The sequence below is a fragment of the Mycobacterium numidiamassiliense genome, assembly GCF_900157365.1.
Taxonomy (GTDB): Bacteria; Actinomycetota; Actinomycetes; order Mycobacteriales; family Mycobacteriaceae; genus Mycobacterium; species Mycobacterium numidiamassiliense.
The window spans coordinates 709594-726825 of record NZ_FUEZ01000003.1; the positions used below are offsets into that span (position 1 = coordinate 709594).

13 protein-coding genes and 1 riboswitch are annotated in these 17232 nt (G+C 65.1%); of the genes, 7 read left to right on the top strand and 6 right to left on the bottom strand.

The window, feature by feature from the left end:
• Positions 1-10: 10 nt before the first annotated feature.
• Positions 11-202 carry a hypothetical protein gene (locus tag MNAB215_RS03175; RefSeq protein WP_245830118.1) on the bottom strand — a complete coding sequence of 64 codons (192 nt, stop codon included), beginning with the start codon at positions 200-202 and terminating at the stop codon, positions 11-13.
• Positions 203-435: 233 nt separating this feature from the next.
• On the opposite strand from MNAB215_RS03175, the gene dacB1 reads away from it, so the two are divergent.
• The 3 genes from dacB1 to MNAB215_RS03190 all read left to right on the top strand — a co-directional run bounded on the left by dacB1 (position 436) and on the right by MNAB215_RS03190 (position 5135).
• Complete coding sequence (dacB1, locus tag MNAB215_RS03180) at positions 436-1668, top strand: D-alanyl-D-alanine carboxypeptidase DacB1 (RefSeq protein ID WP_077077421.1); 1233 nt, start codon at positions 436-438, stop codon at positions 1666-1668.
• Positions 1669-1797: 129 nt separating this feature from the next.
• The gene (locus MNAB215_RS03185) at positions 1798-2235 is read left to right on the top strand and encodes an MmpS family transport accessory protein (RefSeq protein WP_077077422.1); all 438 of its coding nucleotides are present in this window, start codon (positions 1798-1800) and stop codon (positions 2233-2235) included.
• Positions 2232-5135 carry an MMPL/RND family transporter gene (locus MNAB215_RS03190; RefSeq protein WP_077077423.1) on the top strand — a complete coding sequence of 968 codons (2904 nt, stop codon included), beginning with the start codon at positions 2232-2234 and terminating at the stop codon, positions 5133-5135. The genes MNAB215_RS03185 and MNAB215_RS03190 overlap by 4 nt, the downstream gene beginning before the upstream one ends.
• Here the strand turns inward: MNAB215_RS03190 and MNAB215_RS03195 are convergent.
• Positions 5053-6381 (bottom strand): MFS transporter, encoded by a 1329-nt coding sequence (locus tag MNAB215_RS03195; protein ID WP_077077424.1) that lies wholly within the window; start codon positions 6379-6381, stop codon positions 5053-5055. The genes MNAB215_RS03190 and MNAB215_RS03195 overlap by 83 nt on opposite strands.
• Positions 6382-6503: 122 nt before the next feature.
• Between MNAB215_RS03195 and MNAB215_RS03200 the strand changes: the two genes are divergently transcribed.
• Both MNAB215_RS03200 and nagA read left to right on the top strand, forming a co-directional pair.
• Positions 6504-7850, top strand: a complete 1347-nt coding sequence (locus MNAB215_RS03200; protein WP_077077425.1) for a sugar porter family MFS transporter — start codon at positions 6504-6506, stop codon at positions 7848-7850.
• Positions 7841-8968 carry an N-acetylglucosamine-6-phosphate deacetylase gene (gene nagA, locus MNAB215_RS03205; RefSeq protein WP_077077426.1) on the top strand — a complete coding sequence of 376 codons (1128 nt, stop codon included), beginning with the start codon at positions 7841-7843 and terminating at the stop codon, positions 8966-8968. The genes MNAB215_RS03200 and nagA overlap by 10 nt, the downstream gene beginning before the upstream one ends.
• Here nagA and yhjD read toward each other — a convergent pair.
• A complete protein-coding gene (gene yhjD, locus MNAB215_RS03210; protein ID WP_077077427.1) occupies positions 8965-9993 on the bottom strand; it encodes an inner membrane protein YhjD in 1029 nt (342 codons plus the stop codon). The two genes, nagA and yhjD, sit on opposite strands and share 4 nt — an antisense overlap.
• A 7-nt stretch (positions 9994-10000) precedes the next feature.
• Positions 10001-11020: a tryptophan--tRNA ligase gene (gene trpS, locus MNAB215_RS03215; RefSeq protein WP_077077428.1), complete on the bottom strand. Its 1020-nt coding sequence runs from the start codon at positions 11018-11020 to the stop codon at positions 10001-10003.
• A gap of 82 nt (positions 11021-11102) precedes the next feature.
• On the opposite strand from trpS, the gene MNAB215_RS03220 reads away from it, so the two are divergent.
• Complete coding sequence (locus MNAB215_RS03220; RefSeq protein WP_165691521.1) at positions 11103-11945, top strand: alpha/beta fold hydrolase; 843 nt, start codon at positions 11103-11105, stop codon at positions 11943-11945.
• On the opposite strand, the gene MNAB215_RS03225 is transcribed toward MNAB215_RS03220, so the two are convergent.
• Positions 11946-13178, bottom strand: coding sequence for an NADP-dependent isocitrate dehydrogenase (locus MNAB215_RS03225; protein WP_077077429.1), 1233 nt, complete (start codon positions 13176-13178; stop codon positions 11946-11948). It abuts the gene before it with no gap.
• A gap of 38 nt (positions 13179-13216) precedes the next feature.
• Positions 13217-15454 carry an NADP-dependent isocitrate dehydrogenase gene (locus tag MNAB215_RS03230; RefSeq protein ID WP_077077430.1) on the bottom strand — a complete coding sequence of 746 codons (2238 nt, stop codon included), beginning with the start codon at positions 15452-15454 and terminating at the stop codon, positions 13217-13219.
• Between the two features lie 148 nt (positions 15455-15602).
• Positions 15603-15722: riboswitch (SAM riboswitch) on the top strand.
• 145 nt (positions 15723-15867) lie between these two features.
• On the opposite strand from MNAB215_RS03230, the gene MNAB215_RS03235 reads away from it, so the two are divergent.
• A complete protein-coding gene (locus tag MNAB215_RS03235; RefSeq protein ID WP_077077431.1) occupies positions 15868-17229 on the top strand; it encodes a bifunctional o-acetylhomoserine/o-acetylserine sulfhydrylase in 1362 nt (453 codons plus the stop codon).
• Positions 17230-17232 lie beyond the last annotated feature (3 nt).

Sequence of the window (17232 nt, forward strand, 5' to 3'; positions counted from 1 at the left end):
TGGCCGCCCTCTAGCCGGTGGCGCGCTTGACGGCGTCGGCCGCCATCAACACCTCGCGGGAGTGCGCCGCGGACGAGTTCTTGGCCAGCCGGGTCAACGCGTTGCACAGCCAGGCGAGCGCGGACTGCAACTCGAGATCGGGCGTGGTCTCGCGGTGCAACTTGAGCTCGGCCAGCACCTGCTCGGTACCGGCGCGCTTCACCGTCGTCGCCTTTTCCGCCTGTCTGACCAGTTGTTCCAGCGACCGCGGACCGCCACCACCGGCAGCATCGCGGGAGCCGCGCAGCTTCGACCACAACCCATTTTTTGGAATAGCCGCCAGTGTAGGGGGTCGGGGCGGCCACCGCGCGCGCAGCCGAACTTGTAACTTGTGCCCCACCAGTCACAGCGCGGCTCCCGGAAATCAGCCGCCCAATCGCCTAGTCTGCACTCAACATGAGCGCCCTACGTTCCGCATCCTGCCTGGCAGCGGCTCTTTTTTTGGCCGCGGCCCCGGTTACGCTCGGAATTCCCCGAGCGGCCGCCGAGCCCAGCCCCGGCCCGAACGCGGGGGCCCCGGGTTGCCCGTATCAGGTGAATACTCCGCCCGCGGTGGACTCGTCGGAGGTCCCGCAGGCCGGCGACCCGCCCATGCCGCTGGCCGTGCCCGCGAAACCGGTGGGCGGCGACGCGCTGTCCGGCTGCGGCATCATCACCGCGCCCGACACGCCGCCGGTGCCGGGCGACGTCTCCGCCGAGGCCTGGGTGGTGGCCGATCTCGACAGCGGCGCCGTCATCGCCGCCCGTGACCCGCACGGCCGTCACCGCCCCGCCAGCATCATCAAGGTGCTCGTCGCGATGGCATCCATCAACGCCCTGCCGCTGAACAAATCGGTCGTCGGAACCGCCGAGGACGCCGCCGCCGAGGGCACCAAGGTCGGCGTGGACGACGGCGGGACCTACACCGTCAACCAGCTCCTGCACGGGCTACTCATGCATTCCGGCAACGACGCGGCGCACGCGCTGGCCATGCAGCTCGGCGGAATGCAGCAGGCCGTCGAGAAGATCAACGTGCTCGCCGCCAAACTGGGCGGCAAGGACACTCGGGTGGCGACACCGTCGGGTCTCGACGGGCCGGGCATGAGCACCTCCGCCTACGACATCGGCCTGTTCTACCGATATGCCTGGCAGAACCCGACTTTCGCCGGCATCGTCGCGACCCGGACCTTCGACTTCCCCGGCCACGGCGACCACCCCGGCTATCAACTGGAAAACGACAATCAGCTGCTCTACCGGTATCCGGGGGCACTGGGCGGTAAGACCGGTTACACCGACGACGCCGGCCAGACATTCGTGGGCGCGGCCAACCGCAACGGACGCCGGCTGGTGGCCGTGCTGATGCACGGGACCCGGCAGCCCATCGCGCCGTGGGAACAGGCGGCGCACCTGCTGGACTACGGCTTCGGCACCACGCAGGGCACTCAGGTCGGCACACTGATCGCGCCCGACCCGTCGCTGGCGCCCAAGCAGGACAGCGCCGCCGACCGGCAGGGCAACGGGGCCCAGGCCGCACCACTCATCCCGTCGGCCGAGGCGTTGCCGGTTCGGGTGGGCGTGGGCATCATCGGCGCCATCGTCGTATTCAGTTTGATCCTGGCCGCGCGTTCAATGAACCGTCGCGCCATATAACGATTAGCTGGAAAACCTGATGCATTAGCGCATCGGCTGTACCGTTTAACTCGCTAACGCATTAACTCGCTAACGCAGCGAAACATCACATTGCTATTGCGACCCGGTGACACCGCACGGGGGGTAGAGATGATTTCGGTCACCCGAGTCGTGAAACGAATGTGGTTGCTGATAGCCGTCATCGCCATAGCCAGCGTCGCAGGGTTCGGTATTTATCGGCTCCACAGCATGTTCGGCGTTCACGGCCATCCCGCCGTCAGGGTCAAGGCCGATCGCGACGTTCCGCCGTTCGACCCGAAAAAGGTGACATACGAGGTCTTCGGCCCCGCCGCGACCGCAAAGATCGCCTATTTGGATCCCGACGCGCGCGTGCAGCGTTTGGAAAATGTTCCCTTGCCGTGGTCGCAGACGGTGCCGACGACACTGACTTCGGTCACCGTCAACCTTTTGGCGCAGAGCGACGGCGGCGTGATCGGCTGCCGAATCGCCGTGAACGGCGCAACCAAAGACGAAAGATCCGAGACCGGGCCGAAAGCCCTGACCTTCTGCGAAGTGCAGGGCGGATGAGCGAAGCAGACGCCCCGCCGGCTTCCAGTCCACCGTTATTGCCAAGAATGATTCGCCGGTTTGCGGTGCCGATTGTCCTGCTATGGCTCGGGGTCGTCGCGCTCCTCAATCTCGGCATCCCGCAACTGGAAGCGGTCGGCAAGGCGCACTCGGTTTCCATGAGCCCCGCGGGCGGCGCGTCGATCCAGGCGATCAGGCGCGTGGGTCAGGTGTTCAGGGAGTTCGATTCCGACAACGCGGCCACGATCGTGCTCGAAGACAACAAACCACTCGGCGAAGACGCCCACCGCTTCTATGCCGAGTTGGTGCGGCGGCTTTCGGCCGATACCCAGCACGTCGCGCACATCCAGGACTTCTGGAGCGATCCGCTGACCGCGGCGGGATCGCAAAGCCCGGACGACAAGGCCGCGTATGCCGTGGTGTATCTCGCCGGCAAAAGCGAAACCGCGGCCTACAACTCGGTTTACGCCGTACGGCACATCGTGGACACCACGCCGGCGCCGAGCGGGATCAAAGCTTACGTAACCGGTTCGACGGCAATGATCGCCGATGAATCCGAGGCGGGAGACAAAAGCATCGCGAGGGTCACCCTGATTACCGGCGTGGTGATCTCGCTGATGCTGCTCTTCATCTACCGGTCCGTCGTCACCATGCTCCTCGTCCTCGTCATGGTCGGGGTTGAGCTGGGGGCAATTCGCGGCGTCGTCTCATTCCTGGCCTACCACAACGTCTTTGGCCTTTCGACCTTCGCCGTCAATCTGCTCACGCTGCTGGCCATCGCCGCCAGCACGGACTATGCGATATTCATGCTCGGCCGGTACCACGAGGCGCGCTACGCGGGCAAGGATCGAGAAGGCGCATTCTTCGCCATGTTTCACGGCACCGCCCATGTGATTCTGGGCTCCGGTCTGACCATCGCCGGGGCCATGTTGTGTCTCAGCTTTGCCCGGCTGCCGTACTTCAATTCGCTCGGCCCGCCCTGCGCGGCCGGCATGTTGATCGCGGTCCTCGCCGCGCTCACGCTGGGGCCGGCCGTGCTGACCGTCGCCAGCTTCTTCGGGCTCTTCGAACCCAAGCGGAGGATGGCGACCCGGCGGTGGCGCCGGATCGGAACCGCGATCGTTCGCTGGCCCGGCCCGGTGCTCGCGGCAACCTGCGTCGTGGCGTTCGTCGGCCTGTTGGCCTTGCCGACCTACCGCACGACTTACGATCTGCGCAGATTCATGCCGGCGAGCATGCCGTCCAATGTCGGGGATAGGGCCGCGGCCCGGCACTTTTCGCAGGCCCGGTTGAACCCCGACGTGCTGTTGCTCGAGACCGACCACGACATGCGCACTCCGGTCGACATGCTGGTGTTGGACAAGGTCGCCAAAGCGATCTTTCACACCCCCGGAATCGCACAGGTAAAGGCGATAACCCGACCGCTGGGAACGTCCATCAAGCACACGTCGATTCCGTTCATCATGAGTATGCAAGGCATCTCGAATGCCGAACACATGGAATTCATGAAGGATCGTTTGGACGACATGCTGGTGCAGGTGCGGGCCATGGATGTCTCGATCGACACGATGCATCACATGTACGACCTGATGGGCGAAATCGTCGACAACACGGTCGACATGGATCACCTCACGCATGGCATGTCGAATATCACCGACTCGATAAGGGATCACCTTGCGGACTTGTCGGATTTCCTTCGGCCGGTTCGTGGCTACTTCTACTGGGAAAAACATTGCTACGACATCCCCGCCTGTTGGGCGATACGGTCGATCTTCGACACGTTCGACAGCATCGACCAGTTGAGCGAGAAATTGGAATATCTCGTCAAGGATTTGGATGTCCTCATCCGGCTCCTGCCGGAGATGCGCGCACAAATGCTGCCGATGATTTCGACGATGACGATCATGCGCGACATGATGGTCGTCTGGCACGGCACGCTTCTGTCTTTCTATAAAGAGCAGGAGATGAACAGCAAGGACCCCGGCGCCATGGGCCGGGTCTTCGACGCAGCTCAGGTTGACGATTCGTTCTATCTGCCGCAGTCGGCTTTCGAGAACCCGGATTTCAAGCGGGGATTGAAGATGTTCCTGTCTCCGGATGGCAAGGCGGCCCGCTTCATCATCGCCCTCGACGGGCTGCCGTCAACGCCCGAGGGCATCGCTCACGTCGAGCCGATCCAGCAGGCGGCGAAGGAAGCGATCAAGGGAACTCCGCTACAGGGCGCCGCGATTTCCATGGGCGGCACCGCGTCGACGTACCGCGACATCCAGGAGGGCGCCCTCTACGACCTGCTGATCGCGGGCGTCGCCGCGATCAGTCTCATCCTGATCATCATGATGATCGTGACCCGAAGCCTGGTTGCCGCCGCGGTGATCGTTGGTACGGTGCTGGTTTCGCTGGGCTCCTCCTTCGGGCTGTCCGTGCTCGTCTGGCAGGACATTCTCGGCGTTGATTTGTACTGGCTGGTGATGGCGATGTCGGTGATCCTGCTCTTGGCCGTGGGATCGGACTACAACCTGCTGCTGATCTCGCGGCTCAAGGAGGAAATCGGCGCCGGTTTGAATACCGGGATCATCCGCGCGATGGCTGGCACCGGCGGGGTGGTGACGGCCGCCGGCATGGTGTTCGCAGTGACCATGTCCCTCTTCATCTTCAGCGATCTGCGGATCATCGGCCAGATCGGCACCACCATCGGGTTGGGCCTGCTGTTCGACACGCTGATCGTGCGCGCCTTCATGACGCCGTCGATCGCCGCCCTGCTCGGGCGCTGGTTCTGGTGGCCGCAACGGGTACGACCCCGCCCGGCCAGTCAGATGCTCAGGCCGTCTGGGCCACGACGCCTGGTGCGCGCCCTGCTGCTGACACCCGCCGAAAAGTCGCCAGAATCGTTACAGCCCTAGGCGACTCACCGACGGTCGGCTCTGATGCGGGGGCGCCCAGCGAGGCCAACGTGGCGCCGATGGCCAGGACCAAGACAAAGACATCCGGCCAGATCGTGGCGTGGTTCTGAGCGAGGCCACCGAGCACTCCTGCCAGCAGCATGGCCTCGACGGCGACCAGCGTCGAGCTGAACGCGATCAACGTCCCACGGTGCGATTCGTCGGCGACCACGCTGATCCACGAAATCGCCGCGGCATAGACGGCCTGGCCGGCCACGGTCGCCAGGAGGAACACCGTGCCGTATGCCCAGATGTGGTACCACTGGCCCGACGATTCGGCCGTCAGGGTCAAGGTCGCGGCGGTAACACTGAGCAGGCCGCTGCCCAGCATCATGCCGCGCACCCCGAAGCGGCGGTAGACCTTGCGCCACAGCGGCGACCCGAAAACCAGTCCGACGCTCGACAGGATCACCAACACATGCAAGCTGTGGCTCTGGTGCGCGGTGCGCAGGGCGTAGAACGTGGTGCCCAGGGTGACCGGAGTGAATAACAGGCAGGCGATCACATAGCGGCGAAACCACGGCTGGGAGCGCGCGATCGCAAACCCCTGCCGGTAGGTGTCCCGCATCGACATCCGCGCGGTCTTCGAGGCGGACCGCACCGGGCCGACGGACAGCGCCGCGATGGCCGAGACGATCAGCCCGACCGCACCCAGCCACAGCAGGTCGCGGCGATACGTCATCTCGTTGCCGTGGGCCAGCACCGGCACGACGAACAGCGTGACAACCGTGGCCAGCACCGAACCGATGGCGCCCTGGAACAGGAGCAACTCCCCGCGCCGCGCCGCGGACAGCTTGCTGGAGATCATGTCGGGGTAGGCGACGCCGGAAATCCCGAGGAGAACCCCGACTGCCCCGCAGGTCAGCAGGAACACGGCCGCGACAAGCCCGCTGTTCCAGGGGATGACCGCGTCGCACAGAATCAGTGCGCCCACGGTCGCCGCTATCGCTGCCAGCAGCAGGTGCGGGCGGTGACCCACTCGCTGCAGCACCACCGGGGACAGCGAATTGCCGACGATATCGCCGAGGCTGTAGGCCGGAAACAGCAGCGCGGCCACCACAGTGAGGCCCTGGTGTGCGCAGATGAACGGCAGCACCACGGAGCCGTTGCTGAGTTGCATGCCCGCGTTGTAGAAGGTGCCCTGGGAAAGTAGGCGCCCGAACACGTTTGGCTGCGGTGCGATGGTGGGCAGCAACGTGACGGGCATAACAAAAGAATCTATGGATGGTGACGAGTTAATAACATCCGCCGATCGGCCACCGCAGGTTGAATTGCGTGTCCCCCGATCGGGGGACAAGAGCGCCGGACCGCGACCGTAAACTCACCCGGATGACTGCAACCGGTCAGCTGAGCGGGTCATCTCGCGTTGGGCTGACTGGCGCGAGCCTCGGCCTCATCTATGGGTATGACCTTTCCATCATCGCCGGCGCGCAGCTGTTCGTCACCGAGGAGTTCGGACTCTCGACCAGCCAACAAGAACTGCTGACGACAATGGCCGTGATCGGTCAGATCGCCGGAGCACTTGCCGCCGGCGTACTCGCGAACGCGATCGGGCGCAAGAAGTCCATGGTGCTCATCGCCATCTGCTACGCGGTCTTCGCGCTGCTGGGCGCACTCTCGGTCTCGCTGCCGATGCTGTTGACGGCGCGATTCCTGCTGGGTCTGACCATCGGCGTGACGGTGGTGGTCGTCCCGGTCTACGTGGCCGAATCGGCTCCGGCGGCGACGCGCGGGGCGCTGCTGACCACCTATCAACTGACGATCGTCACCGGACTCATCATTGGCTACCTCACGGGCTATCTGCTGGCCGGCACCCACAGCTGGCGGTGGATGCTGGGGCTGGCCGCCGCGCCCGCAATACTGCTGCTGCCGTTGCTGATTGGGCTGCCCGACACGGCGCGCTGGTATTTGTTGAAGGAAAGGGTCGACGACGCCCGCCGGGCCCTGCTGCGCGTGGAGCCCGGCGCGAACGCCGACGCGGAGCTGGCCGAGATCGGCCAAGCAGTGAACGAAGGGAGCGGCGGCTTTTCCGAGATGCTGCGACCGCCGTATTCGCGCGCCACCAGCTTTGTGATCGCGCTGGGCTTCCTGGCCCAGATCACCGGGATCAACGCGATCATCTACTACAGCCCACGAATATTTCAGGCAATGGGCTTCACCGGCAATTTCGCGCTGCTGGGGCTGCCCGCGCTGGTTCAGGTCGCCGGTTTGGCCGCGGTGGGCACCGCGCTGGGACTCGTCGACCGCATTGGCCGGCGCCCAATCCTGTTGTCCGGCATCGCCATGATGATCGCCGCCGACATCGTGCTGATGGCCGTTTTCGCCAGCGATCCCGGCGGCCCGGTCCTCGGGTTCGCCGGCGTGCTGCTCTTCATCTTCGGCTATACCGCGGGTTTCGGCTCCCTGGGTTGGGTATACGCCAGCGAGAGTTTCCCGACCCGGCTGCGGTCCATCGGGTCGAGCACCATGCTCACCGCCAACCTGATCGCCAACGCGATCGTCGCCGCGGTCTTCTTGACGATTCTGCATTCCCTGGGCGGCGCAGGCGCTTTCGCGGTATTCGGCCTCTTCGCGGTGGTGGCATTCGTCGTGGTCTACCGGTACGCGCCCGAGACCAAGGGCCGTCAGCTCGAAGACATCAGGCTCTTCTGGGAGACCGGCGGTCGATGGCCCTGATCGGCGCGGGCCCCGTGGTTCTCGACGGGCAGATCCGCCGGCCGGGGTGGCTGCGGACATCGCACCGCCGCATCGTCGACTGCGGGCCCGGCGCGCCACCCGGCCCGGTCGACAACGATTTCCCGGATTGCGTTGTGGTGCCTGGGTTTATCGACATGCACGTGCACGGCGGTGGCGGTGCCTCGTACATGGAAGCCGGCCAGATCGGCGAGGCAGCGGCGTTTCACCTCCGCCACGGCACCACCACGACGCTTGCCAGTCTGGTCACCGCCGCTCCCGCGGAGCTGCTGGCCGGCGTGCGGGCACTCGCTGATGCGACCAGGCGGGGCCGCATCGCGGGCATCCACCTGGAGGGGCCGTGGCTGAGCCGGGCCCGCTGCGGTGCGCACGACCATACCCTGATGCGTGATCCCGACCCCGCCGAGATCGACGACGTCCTGACCGCCGGCGACGGCGCGATCCGCATGGTCACGCTGGCCCCCGAACTGCCCGGCAGCGACGACGCGATTCGGCGGTTTGTCGACGCGAATGTCGTTGTCGCCATTGGGCATACCGATGCGACCTACGAGCAGACCAAGCGGGCGATGGCGTTGGGCGCTACGGTCGGCACCCATCTGTTCAACGCCATGGCGCCGCTGGACCACCGCGAGCCGGGCCCTGCACTCGCACTGCTCGAGGACCCGGGCGTCATCGTCGAACTCATCGCCGACGGCGTGCACGTCCACCCCGCCGTCGTCGCGGCGGTCATCCGTGCCGCGGGGCCGGGCCGCGTCGCGGCGATCACCGACGCCATCGCGGCGGCCGGCTGCGCGGACGGGGCTTTCCAGCTCGGCACCGTGGGGATCGACGTGGTGTCCGGCGTGGCGCGGGTGCGCGGAGCGTCGACGATCGCCGGCAGCACGGCCACCATGGACACGTTGTTCCGCAATCTCGTCGCGCTCGGCTCCGACCCCGATGCGTCGCTGGCCACCGCCGTGCAGATGACCTCGGCAACCCCGGCGCGGGCGCTGCGCCTGCGGCATGCCGGCCGGCTGCGCGCCGACTACGACGCCAATTTGGTTGTGCTGGATCGGGATTTGCGGGTCGGGGCCGTCATGGAGCGGGGCACCTGGCGTTAGCGCCGCCGGCGCGCCAACCGGGAAAACGCCAGCGCGCCAACGGCTCCCGTGACCATCGCGGTCAGGGTCTGACGGGTACTGAGTCCCTCGTCCACCTGAACCCGCGGGGCGATGATCGCGGGCGCCGGCGGCGCGACGGGCGTGTCGCGCGGATCGGTGGACGCGGTCGCGGCCCACGCGGCGGCGAAGAGCACGAGGTAGGCGGTGACGTAGGAGAACACCATCAAGCCCAGCACCGGCCCGAAGGTGGCGCCCGCCGGACTGCGCAGCACCGCCCGCAAATAGATCGACGCCACCTGCTTGAACAGCTCGAAGCCGATCGCCGCCAGCAACCCGGCCCGCATCGAGCTGGCCAGGTTGACCTTCTGCCGCGGCAGCCTGCCGATCATCCAGGAGAACAACATCCACGACACCAGCAGCGACACCACTATCGAAATAAGGCGGAACACCACGCCGAACACCGAAAAATCGGGTATTCCAAGCCATCTCAGTATCGCCCGCATCGGCGCGGCGGAGCCGAGCGCGGACAGCGCGAGGGTGGCCACGATCACCACGAACGTTCCCAGCATCGCGAACAAATCGGATAGCTTGTTGCGCACGAAACCCGGTGAATCCAGATGCTGCATCCACCACATCTCAGTCATGGCGGCGCGCAGATGCGACATCCAGCTGAGACCTCCCCAGGCGGCGGTCACCAGACCGATGGCTCCGATCGACGCCCGGGCATTGATCGCCGAGTTCATCAGGTCGATCAACTGCTGCCCCAGCGCGCCGCTCACCGAGGTCCGGATGTGGTTGTCGATCGTGCCCAGCAGTGGGGGATCCCGGGACAGCATGAATCCGACCACCGCGAAACTGACCATCAGCAAAGGGAATAGCGCGAAGATCGTGTAGTAGGTCAGACCGGCGGCAAAGAAGCTGCCGTTGCGACCGTCGAAGCGCTGGTACGCGCGCACCACATGGTCGAGCCAGCCGAACCGGGCACGCAGCCGAGCAAAGATTCCTGGCTTGGCCGGCTCGGTCATGAACGCCCTACCTCCGTCGCGGAAGGAATCCCAGCCGATCGTAGACCCGTGCGACCGTTTTCCCGGCCACCTCGTCCGCCCGCTCGGCTCCGGCGGCCAGTACAGTCTCCAATTCGCTGAGATCGGCCGTCAATTCGTCCACTCGGGCCTTGATGGGGGTCACGAACTCGACCACGGCCTCGGCGGTGTCCTTCTTCAAGTCCCCGTAGCCGCGTCCGGCGTAGCCGTCGACGAGCTTGTCGATGTCGGTCCCGGTGACCGCCGACTGGATGGTCAGCAGGTTCGAGACGCCCGGCTTGACCTCGATGTCAAACCGGATCTCGCGCTCGCTGTCGGTGACGGCCGAGCGAATCTTCTTGGCGGACACCGCCGGAGCGTCGAGCAGGTTGATCAGCCCGGCGTCGGTCGCCGCCGATTTGCTCATCTTCGACGTCGGGTCCTGCAGGTCGTAGATCTTCGCGGTGGCCTTGGGAATCAGCATGTCGGGCACCACGAAGGTGTCCGGGAATCGGGCGTTGAAGCGCTCGGCGATGTCGCGGGCCAACTCGAGATGCTGGCGCTGGTCTTCGCCGACGGGCACCAGATCGGTGTCGTAGGCCAGCACGTCGGCGGCCTGCAACACCGGATAGGTGAACAGCCCGACGGTGGTGGAGTCGCTCCCCTGGCGCTGCGACTTGTCCTTGAACTGCGTCATCCTCGACGCCTGCCCGAAGCCGGTGAAGCAACCCAGCACCCACGCCAGCTGGGTGTGGGCGGCCACGTGGCTCTGCACGAACACGGTGCTGCGGTTCGGATCGATGCCCAGCGCCAGGTATTGCGCGGCCGTCACCAGCGTCCGGTGTCGCAGCGCCTCGGGATCCTGCGCAACGGTGATGGCGTGCAGGTCGACGACGCAGAAAAAAGCGTCATGGTCGTCTTGCAGAGCCACCCACTGGGTGATGGCGCCCAGCGCGTTACCGAGATGAAGGGAGTCAGACGTGGGCTGCACGCCGGAGAAAATCCGGCTGGGTCGGGTAGCGGTGCTCATGATGCCCCGATCTTTTCACGCCCGGTTCCCCCGTCGCGCCCTTGCTTGCGGTACCGGCGGTACCACCTTTAATGTCGGCTACATGATGACTCGCGCGCCGATCCACCTTGGTTCCGGAGAGCCGGTGTTGCTGCTGCATCCGTTCCTGCTCTCCCAGGCGGTCTGGGAGGACGTCGCCCAGCAGCTGGCCGACACCGGCCGTTACGAGGTGTTCGCCCCGACCATGGCCGGTCACAACGGCGGGCCGTCGGCCGGCACCTGGTTTCTCAGCTCCGCGGTGCTGGCCGACCACGTTGAGAGGCAAATGGACGAGCTGGGCTGGAAAACCGCCCACATTGTCGGCAACTCGCTGGGCGGCTGGGTCGCCTTCGAGCTCGAGCGGCGCGGTCGGGCCCGCAGCGTTACCGGCATCGCCCCGGCCGGCGGATGGACGCGATGGAGCCCGGCCAAGTTCGAGGTGATCGGCAAATTCCTGCTGGGTATCCCGCTGCTGGTGTTCGCTTATCTACTCGGTCCGCGGGTGCTGCAGTTGCCGTTCAGCCGCCCATTGGCCACCTATGCGCTCAGCGCATCGCCGGAAGGGGTCAGCGAGCGCAAACTCAGCGGCATCATCGACGACGTGGCGCACTGCCCTGCCTACTTCCAGCTCCTGGTCAAGGCGTTGTTGCTGCACGGCCTGCGCGACCTCGCGCTCAACGCTGTTCCGGCGCATCTGGTCGTCTGCGGAAAGGACCGGGTCATCCCCGCGCCTAGGTTCAGCCGACACTTCACCCACCACCTGCCGGAAGGCCACCGAGTCACCGAGCTCGACGGCGTGGGGCACGTACCGATGTTCGAGGCACCGGAACGCATCACCGAGGTGATCACCGGCTTCATCGACGAGTGCAGCCGGACGGACTCGCGCCCGCAGCAATCCGCCGGCTAGTCAGGCCTGCGCCAGCGCTTTGTCCAGGTTCTCGGCGATCGAGCCGAGGAATTCCTCGCTCTGCTGCCACGGCTGATCCGGACCGATCAATATGGCGAGGTCCTTGGTCATCTTGCCGCTCTCGACCGTGGCGATGACGACATCTTCCAGCTTCTGGGCGAACTCGATGACCTGGGGTGTGTTGTCCAGCTTGCCCCGATGCTGCAGTCCTCGCGTCCAGGCGAAGATCGACGCGATCGGGTTGGTTGAAGTCGGCTTGCCGGCCTGATACTGCCGGTAGTGGCGGGTGACGGTGCCGTGTGCGGCTTCGGCCTCGACCGTCTTGCCGTCGGCCGTCATCAGCACCGACGTCATCAGCCCCAGCGAACCGTAGCCCTGCGCGACGGTGTCCGACTGCACGTCGCCGTCGTAGTTCTTGCAGGCCCACACGTAGCCGCCCTCCCACTTCAGGCAGGCGGCCACCATGTCGTCGATCAGCCGGTGCTCGTAGGTCAGGCCTTCGGCAACGAAGCGCTCCTTGAACTCCTCGTCGTAGATGCGCTGGAACTCGTCCTTGAACATGCCGTCGTAGGCCTTGAGGATGGTGTTCTTCGTCGACAGGTACACCGGCCATTTGGCGTTGAGGCCGTAGGCGAACGAGGCCCGCGCGAAGTCCTGGATGGAATCCTTGAAGTTGTACATCCCCATGACGACGCCACCGTGCTCGGGAATGGACACCATCTCGTGCACGATCGGCTCGCTGCCATCGGCGGGGGTGAAAGTTATTGCGACGGTGCCGGGTTGGTCGACTTTGAAGTTGGTCGCCCGGTACTGGTCACCGAATGCGTGACGGCCGATCACGATCGGCTTGGTCCAGCCCGGAACCAGCCGCGGGACGTTGGAGATGACAATCGGCTCACGGAAAATCGTGCCGCCCAGGATGTTTCGAATCGTCCCGTTCGGCGAGAGCCACATCTTCTTCAGGTTGAACTCGTGGACACGGGCCTCGTCGGGGGTGATCGTCGCGCACTTGACGCCCACGCCGTGCTTCTTGATGGCATAGGCCGCGTCGAAAGTCACCTGATCGTCGGTGCGGTCGCGGTGCTCGATGCCCAGGTCGTAATAGTCCAAATGGATGTCGAGGTGCGGAAGGATCAACATGTCCTTGATCAGCTTCCAGATGACGCGGGTCATCTCGTCGCCGTCGAGCTCGACCACGGGGCCCTTGACTTTGATCTTGGGTTCGTTGGACATCGGCGTCCGACTTCCTTGTTGCAGCGTCCCTGCGAAGCCTAGCCTTCCGAAGCTGCTAGCGCCTCATTGAACGTCTTGCTCGGCCGCATGATCGCCGTCGTCTTCTCGCTGTCCGGCTGATAGTAGCCGCCGATGTCGACCGCTTCGCCCTGCACCTCGGCGAGTTCGGCCACGATGGTGTCTTCGTTCTCACGCAGCGCATCGGCCAGCGCGGCAAAGTGCTTGCGCAACTCGTCGTCTTCGGTTTGCGTAGCGAGTTCTGAGGCCCAGTACAGCGCCAGGTAGAACTGGCTGCCGCGGTTATCGAGTTCACCGGTCTTGCGCGACGGGCTCTTGTTGTTGTCCAACAACTTTCCGATCGCCGCGTCCAGCGTCTTGCCTAAAATCTTGGCGCGCTCGTTATCGGTTTTGATGCCGAGGTCTTCGAAACATGCACCCAGGGCCAGGAATTCGCCGAGGGAATCCCAGCGCAGATGGTTCTCCTCGACGAGCTGGTGGACGTGCTTGGGCGCCGAACCGCCCGCGCCGGTTTCGTACATTCCGCCGCCGGCCATCAACGGCACGATGGACAGCATCTTGGCGCTGGTGCCCAGCTCGAGGATCGGGAACAGGTCGGTGAGGTAGTCCCGCAGGATGTTGCCGGTGGCGGCAATGGTGTCCTGGCCGCGCATCGCGCGCTCGATCGTGTGCCGCATGGCCCGCTCCTGCGACATGATCGAGATGTCGAGGCCCTCGGTGTCGTGATCGGCGAGGTAGGTGTTGACCTTCTTGCGCAGTTCGCTCTCGTGCGGACGCTCCTGGTCCAGCCAGAACACCACCGGCATGCCCGAGTTGCGGGCCCGCGTGACCGCCAGCTTGACCCAGTCGCGGATCGGCTCGTCCCGCACGATGGGCATGCGCCAGATGTCGCCCTCTTCGACGTTCTGCGTCAGCAGGACCTCCCCGGTGTCGAGATCGACGATGTTGGCGACGCCGTCCTCGGGGATCTCGAACGTCTTGTCGTGCGAGCCGTACTCTTCGGCCTGCTGGGCCATCAGGCCGACGTTGGGCACTGTGCCCATCGTGGTCGGATCGAATTGCCCGTGCGTCTTACAGAAGTTGATGATCTCTTGGTAGATGCGGGAGAACGTCGACTCGGGGTTGACGGCCTTGGTGTCCTTCTGCCGCCCGTCGGCGCCCCACATCTTGCCGCCGGCGCGGATCATCGCCGGCATCGACGCATCCACGATCACGTCGCTGGGCGAGTGAAAGTTGGTGATGCCCTTGGCCGAATCGACCATGGCCAGCTCGGGGCGGTGTTCGTGGCAGGCGTGCAGGTCGCGGATGATCTCGTCGTGCAGCGACGCCGGCAGCGACTCGATCTTGGTGTACAGATCGACCAATCCGTTGTTCACGTTGACGCCGAGCTCGTCGAACAGCTCCTGATGCTTGGCGAAGGCGTCCTTGTAGAAGATCTTGACGGCATGCCCGAAGACGATCGGGTGGGAGACCTTCATCATCGTGGCCTTGACGTGTAGCGAGAACATCACGCCCGTCTCGTAGGCGTCCTGCATCTCTGCTTCGTAGAACTCGCAGAGGGCCTTGCGGCTCATGAACATGCTGTCGATGATGTCGCCGTCACGCAGCGACACCATGGGCTTGAGCACGATCGTCTTGCCGCTCTTGGTCTCCAGCTCCATCTTCACGTTGCGGGCGCGGTCGACCGTCATCGACTTCTCACCGTGGTAGAAGTCACCGTGCTTCATGGTCGCGACGTGCGTGCGCGACGCCTGCGACCACTCGCTCATGCTGTGGGGATGCTTGCGCGCGTACTCCTTTACCGCGTTGGGCGCGCGGCGGTCCGAATTACCTTGCCGCAGTACCGGGTTGACTGCGCTGCCGAGACATTTGGCGTAGCGGTCGCGGATTTCCCTGTCCGCGTCGGTCTTCGGACTCTGCGGATAGTCCGGAATCTTGAATCCCTTGTCCTGCAGTTCCTTGACAGCGGCGATCAGCTGGGGCACCGAGGCGCTGACGTTCGGCAGCTTGATGATGTTGGTGTCGGCCAGCTTCGTCAGCTTGCCCAGTTCAGCCAGGTTGTCGGGCACCCGCTGCTCGTCGGTCAGGTCCTCGGGGAACTCGGCGAGGATCCGGGCGGCCACCGAGATGTCACTGGTCTTGATCTCGATGCCCGCGGGCTCGGCGAAGGCGCGCACGATCGGCAGGAAGGCGTACGTCGCCAGCAGCGGCGCCTCGTCGGTCAGCGTGTAGATAACAGTCGGCTGTTCGGCGCTCACGGTTGCTCTCCCGGCGTCAGCAAGTCAGAAATTGGGGGCTCAAGCGGTCTTCGCTGCCACGTTAGCAAGGGTCTTTGAGCAGGCGTCGACCTGCATGTAAACGACGTTCGTTGGCACCGGGTCGGCACAGTAAGATAGTCTTCTTATTGGTCATGAGCGCCAGCATCAAGCCCCGGCTTGCTGGCCGGCAACCCTCCAACCGCGGTGGGGTGCCCCGGGTGATGACCAGGTTGAGTAGCCACAACCGGCTATCCGGCAAGCGCGGGTCCGCCATGACGGGCCCCTGAGTAGACAGGGAAACGTGATGCGCGATCACCTACTCCCTTTGCACACCCTTTCGGGCACCCTCGTGTGTCGCCGCTAACTCGCGGCGAGACCGCAGTGCCCCCTTCCTCCAGCAGAAAGCCACTCTCGTGACCTCTGACAACGTCGATTCACCAGCCGAAAACGACACCGATCCGACCGCGAACTGGTCATTCGAAACCAAGCAGGTGCATGCCGGCCAGCAACCGGACTCCGCGACCAACGCGCGCGCCCTGCCGATCTACCAGACCACCTCGTACACATTTGACGACACCACACATGCCGCCGCCCTCTTCGGGCTCGAGGTCCCGGGCAACATCTACACCCGGATCGGGAACCCGACCACCGACGTCGTCGAACAGCGCATCGCCGCGCTCGAAGGCGGCGTGGCCGCACTGTTTCTGAGCTCGGGACAAGCCGCTGAGACATTCGCCATACTGAATCTTGCGGGTGTCGGAGATCACATTGTTTCCAGTCCGCGGCTCTACGGCGGTACGTACAACCTGTTCCACTACTCGCTGCCGAAGCTCGGCATCGAGGTGAGCTTTGTCGAGGACCCCGACGACCTGGACTCCTGGCAGGCCGCGGTCCGGCCGAACACCAAGGCGTTTTTCGCCGAGACCATCTCGAACCCGCAGATCGACGTGCTGGACACCCCCGGAGTCTCGGGCGTCGCCCACGCCAACGGCGTCCCGCTGATCGTCGACAACACCATCGCTACGCCGTACCTGATCCAGCCCTTCACGCAGGGCGCCGACATCGTGGTGCACTCGGCCACCAAGTACCTGGGTGGGCACGGCGCCGCGATCGCCGGAGTCATCGTCGACGGCGGCACGTTCGACTGGACACAGGGCCGCTTCCCCGGCTTCACCACGCCCGACCCCAGCTACCACGGCGTGGTCTTCGCCGAGCTGGGCCCGCCGGCCTATGCCCTCAAGGCGCGGGTGCAACTGCTACGCGACTACGGCTCGGCGGCGTCGCCGTTCAACGCGTTCCTGGTGGCCCAAGGCCTCGAGACGCTGAGCCTGCGGATCGAGCGTCACGTCGCCAATGCGCAGCGGGTCGCGGAGTTCCTGGCCGGCCACGACGGCGTGCTGTCGGTCAACTACGCCGGGCTGCCCAGCTCGCCGTGGCACGAGCGGGCAAAGAAGCTGGCGCCCAAGGGAACCGGTGCCGTACTGGCGTTCGAGCTGGCCGGCGGCGTCGAGGCCGGCAAGGCGTTCGTGAACGCGCTGCAACTGCACAGCCACGTCGCCAACATCGGCGACGTGCGGTCGCTGGTGATCCACCCGGCGTCGACCACCCACGCGCAGCTGTCCCCCGAGGAGCAGCTGACCACCGGTGTCAGCCCGGGTCTGGTGCGGCTGGCCGTCGGCATCGAGGGCATCGACGACATCCTGGGCGACCTGGAGCTCGGTTTCGCGGCGGCCCGCAAGTTCAGTGGTGATCCGCATAGCGTGGCGGCGTTCTGAGGT

Coding starts and splice junctions, on each gene's coding strand:
- MNAB215_RS03200 (WP_077077425.1), top strand. CDS start 6,504: ATGACTGCAACCGGTCAGCTGAGCGGGTCATCTCGCGTTGGGCTGACT.
- MNAB215_RS03220 (WP_165691521.1), top strand. CDS start 11,103: ATGATGACTCGCGCGCCGATCCACCTTGGTTCCGGAGAGCCGGTGTTG.
- yhjD (WP_077077427.1), bottom strand. CDS start 9,993: ATGACCGAGCCGGCCAAGCCAGGAATCTTTGCTCGGCTGCGTGCCCGG.
- trpS (WP_077077428.1), bottom strand. CDS start 11,020: ATGAGCACCGCTACCCGACCCAGCCGGATTTTCTCCGGCGTGCAGCCC.
- MNAB215_RS03225 (WP_077077429.1), bottom strand. CDS start 13,178: ATGTCCAACGAACCCAAGATCAAAGTCAAGGGCCCCGTGGTCGAGCTC.
- MNAB215_RS03190 (WP_077077423.1), top strand. CDS start 2,232: ATGAGCGAAGCAGACGCCCCGCCGGCTTCCAGTCCACCGTTATTGCCA.
- MNAB215_RS03195 (WP_077077424.1), bottom strand. CDS start 6,381: ATGCCCGTCACGTTGCTGCCCACCATCGCACCGCAGCCAAACGTGTTC.
- MNAB215_RS03185 (WP_077077422.1), top strand. CDS start 1,798: ATGATTTCGGTCACCCGAGTCGTGAAACGAATGTGGTTGCTGATAGCC.
- nagA (WP_077077426.1), top strand. CDS start 7,841: ATGGCCCTGATCGGCGCGGGCCCCGTGGTTCTCGACGGGCAGATCCGC.
- dacB1 (WP_077077421.1), top strand. CDS start 436: ATGAGCGCCCTACGTTCCGCATCCTGCCTGGCAGCGGCTCTTTTTTTG.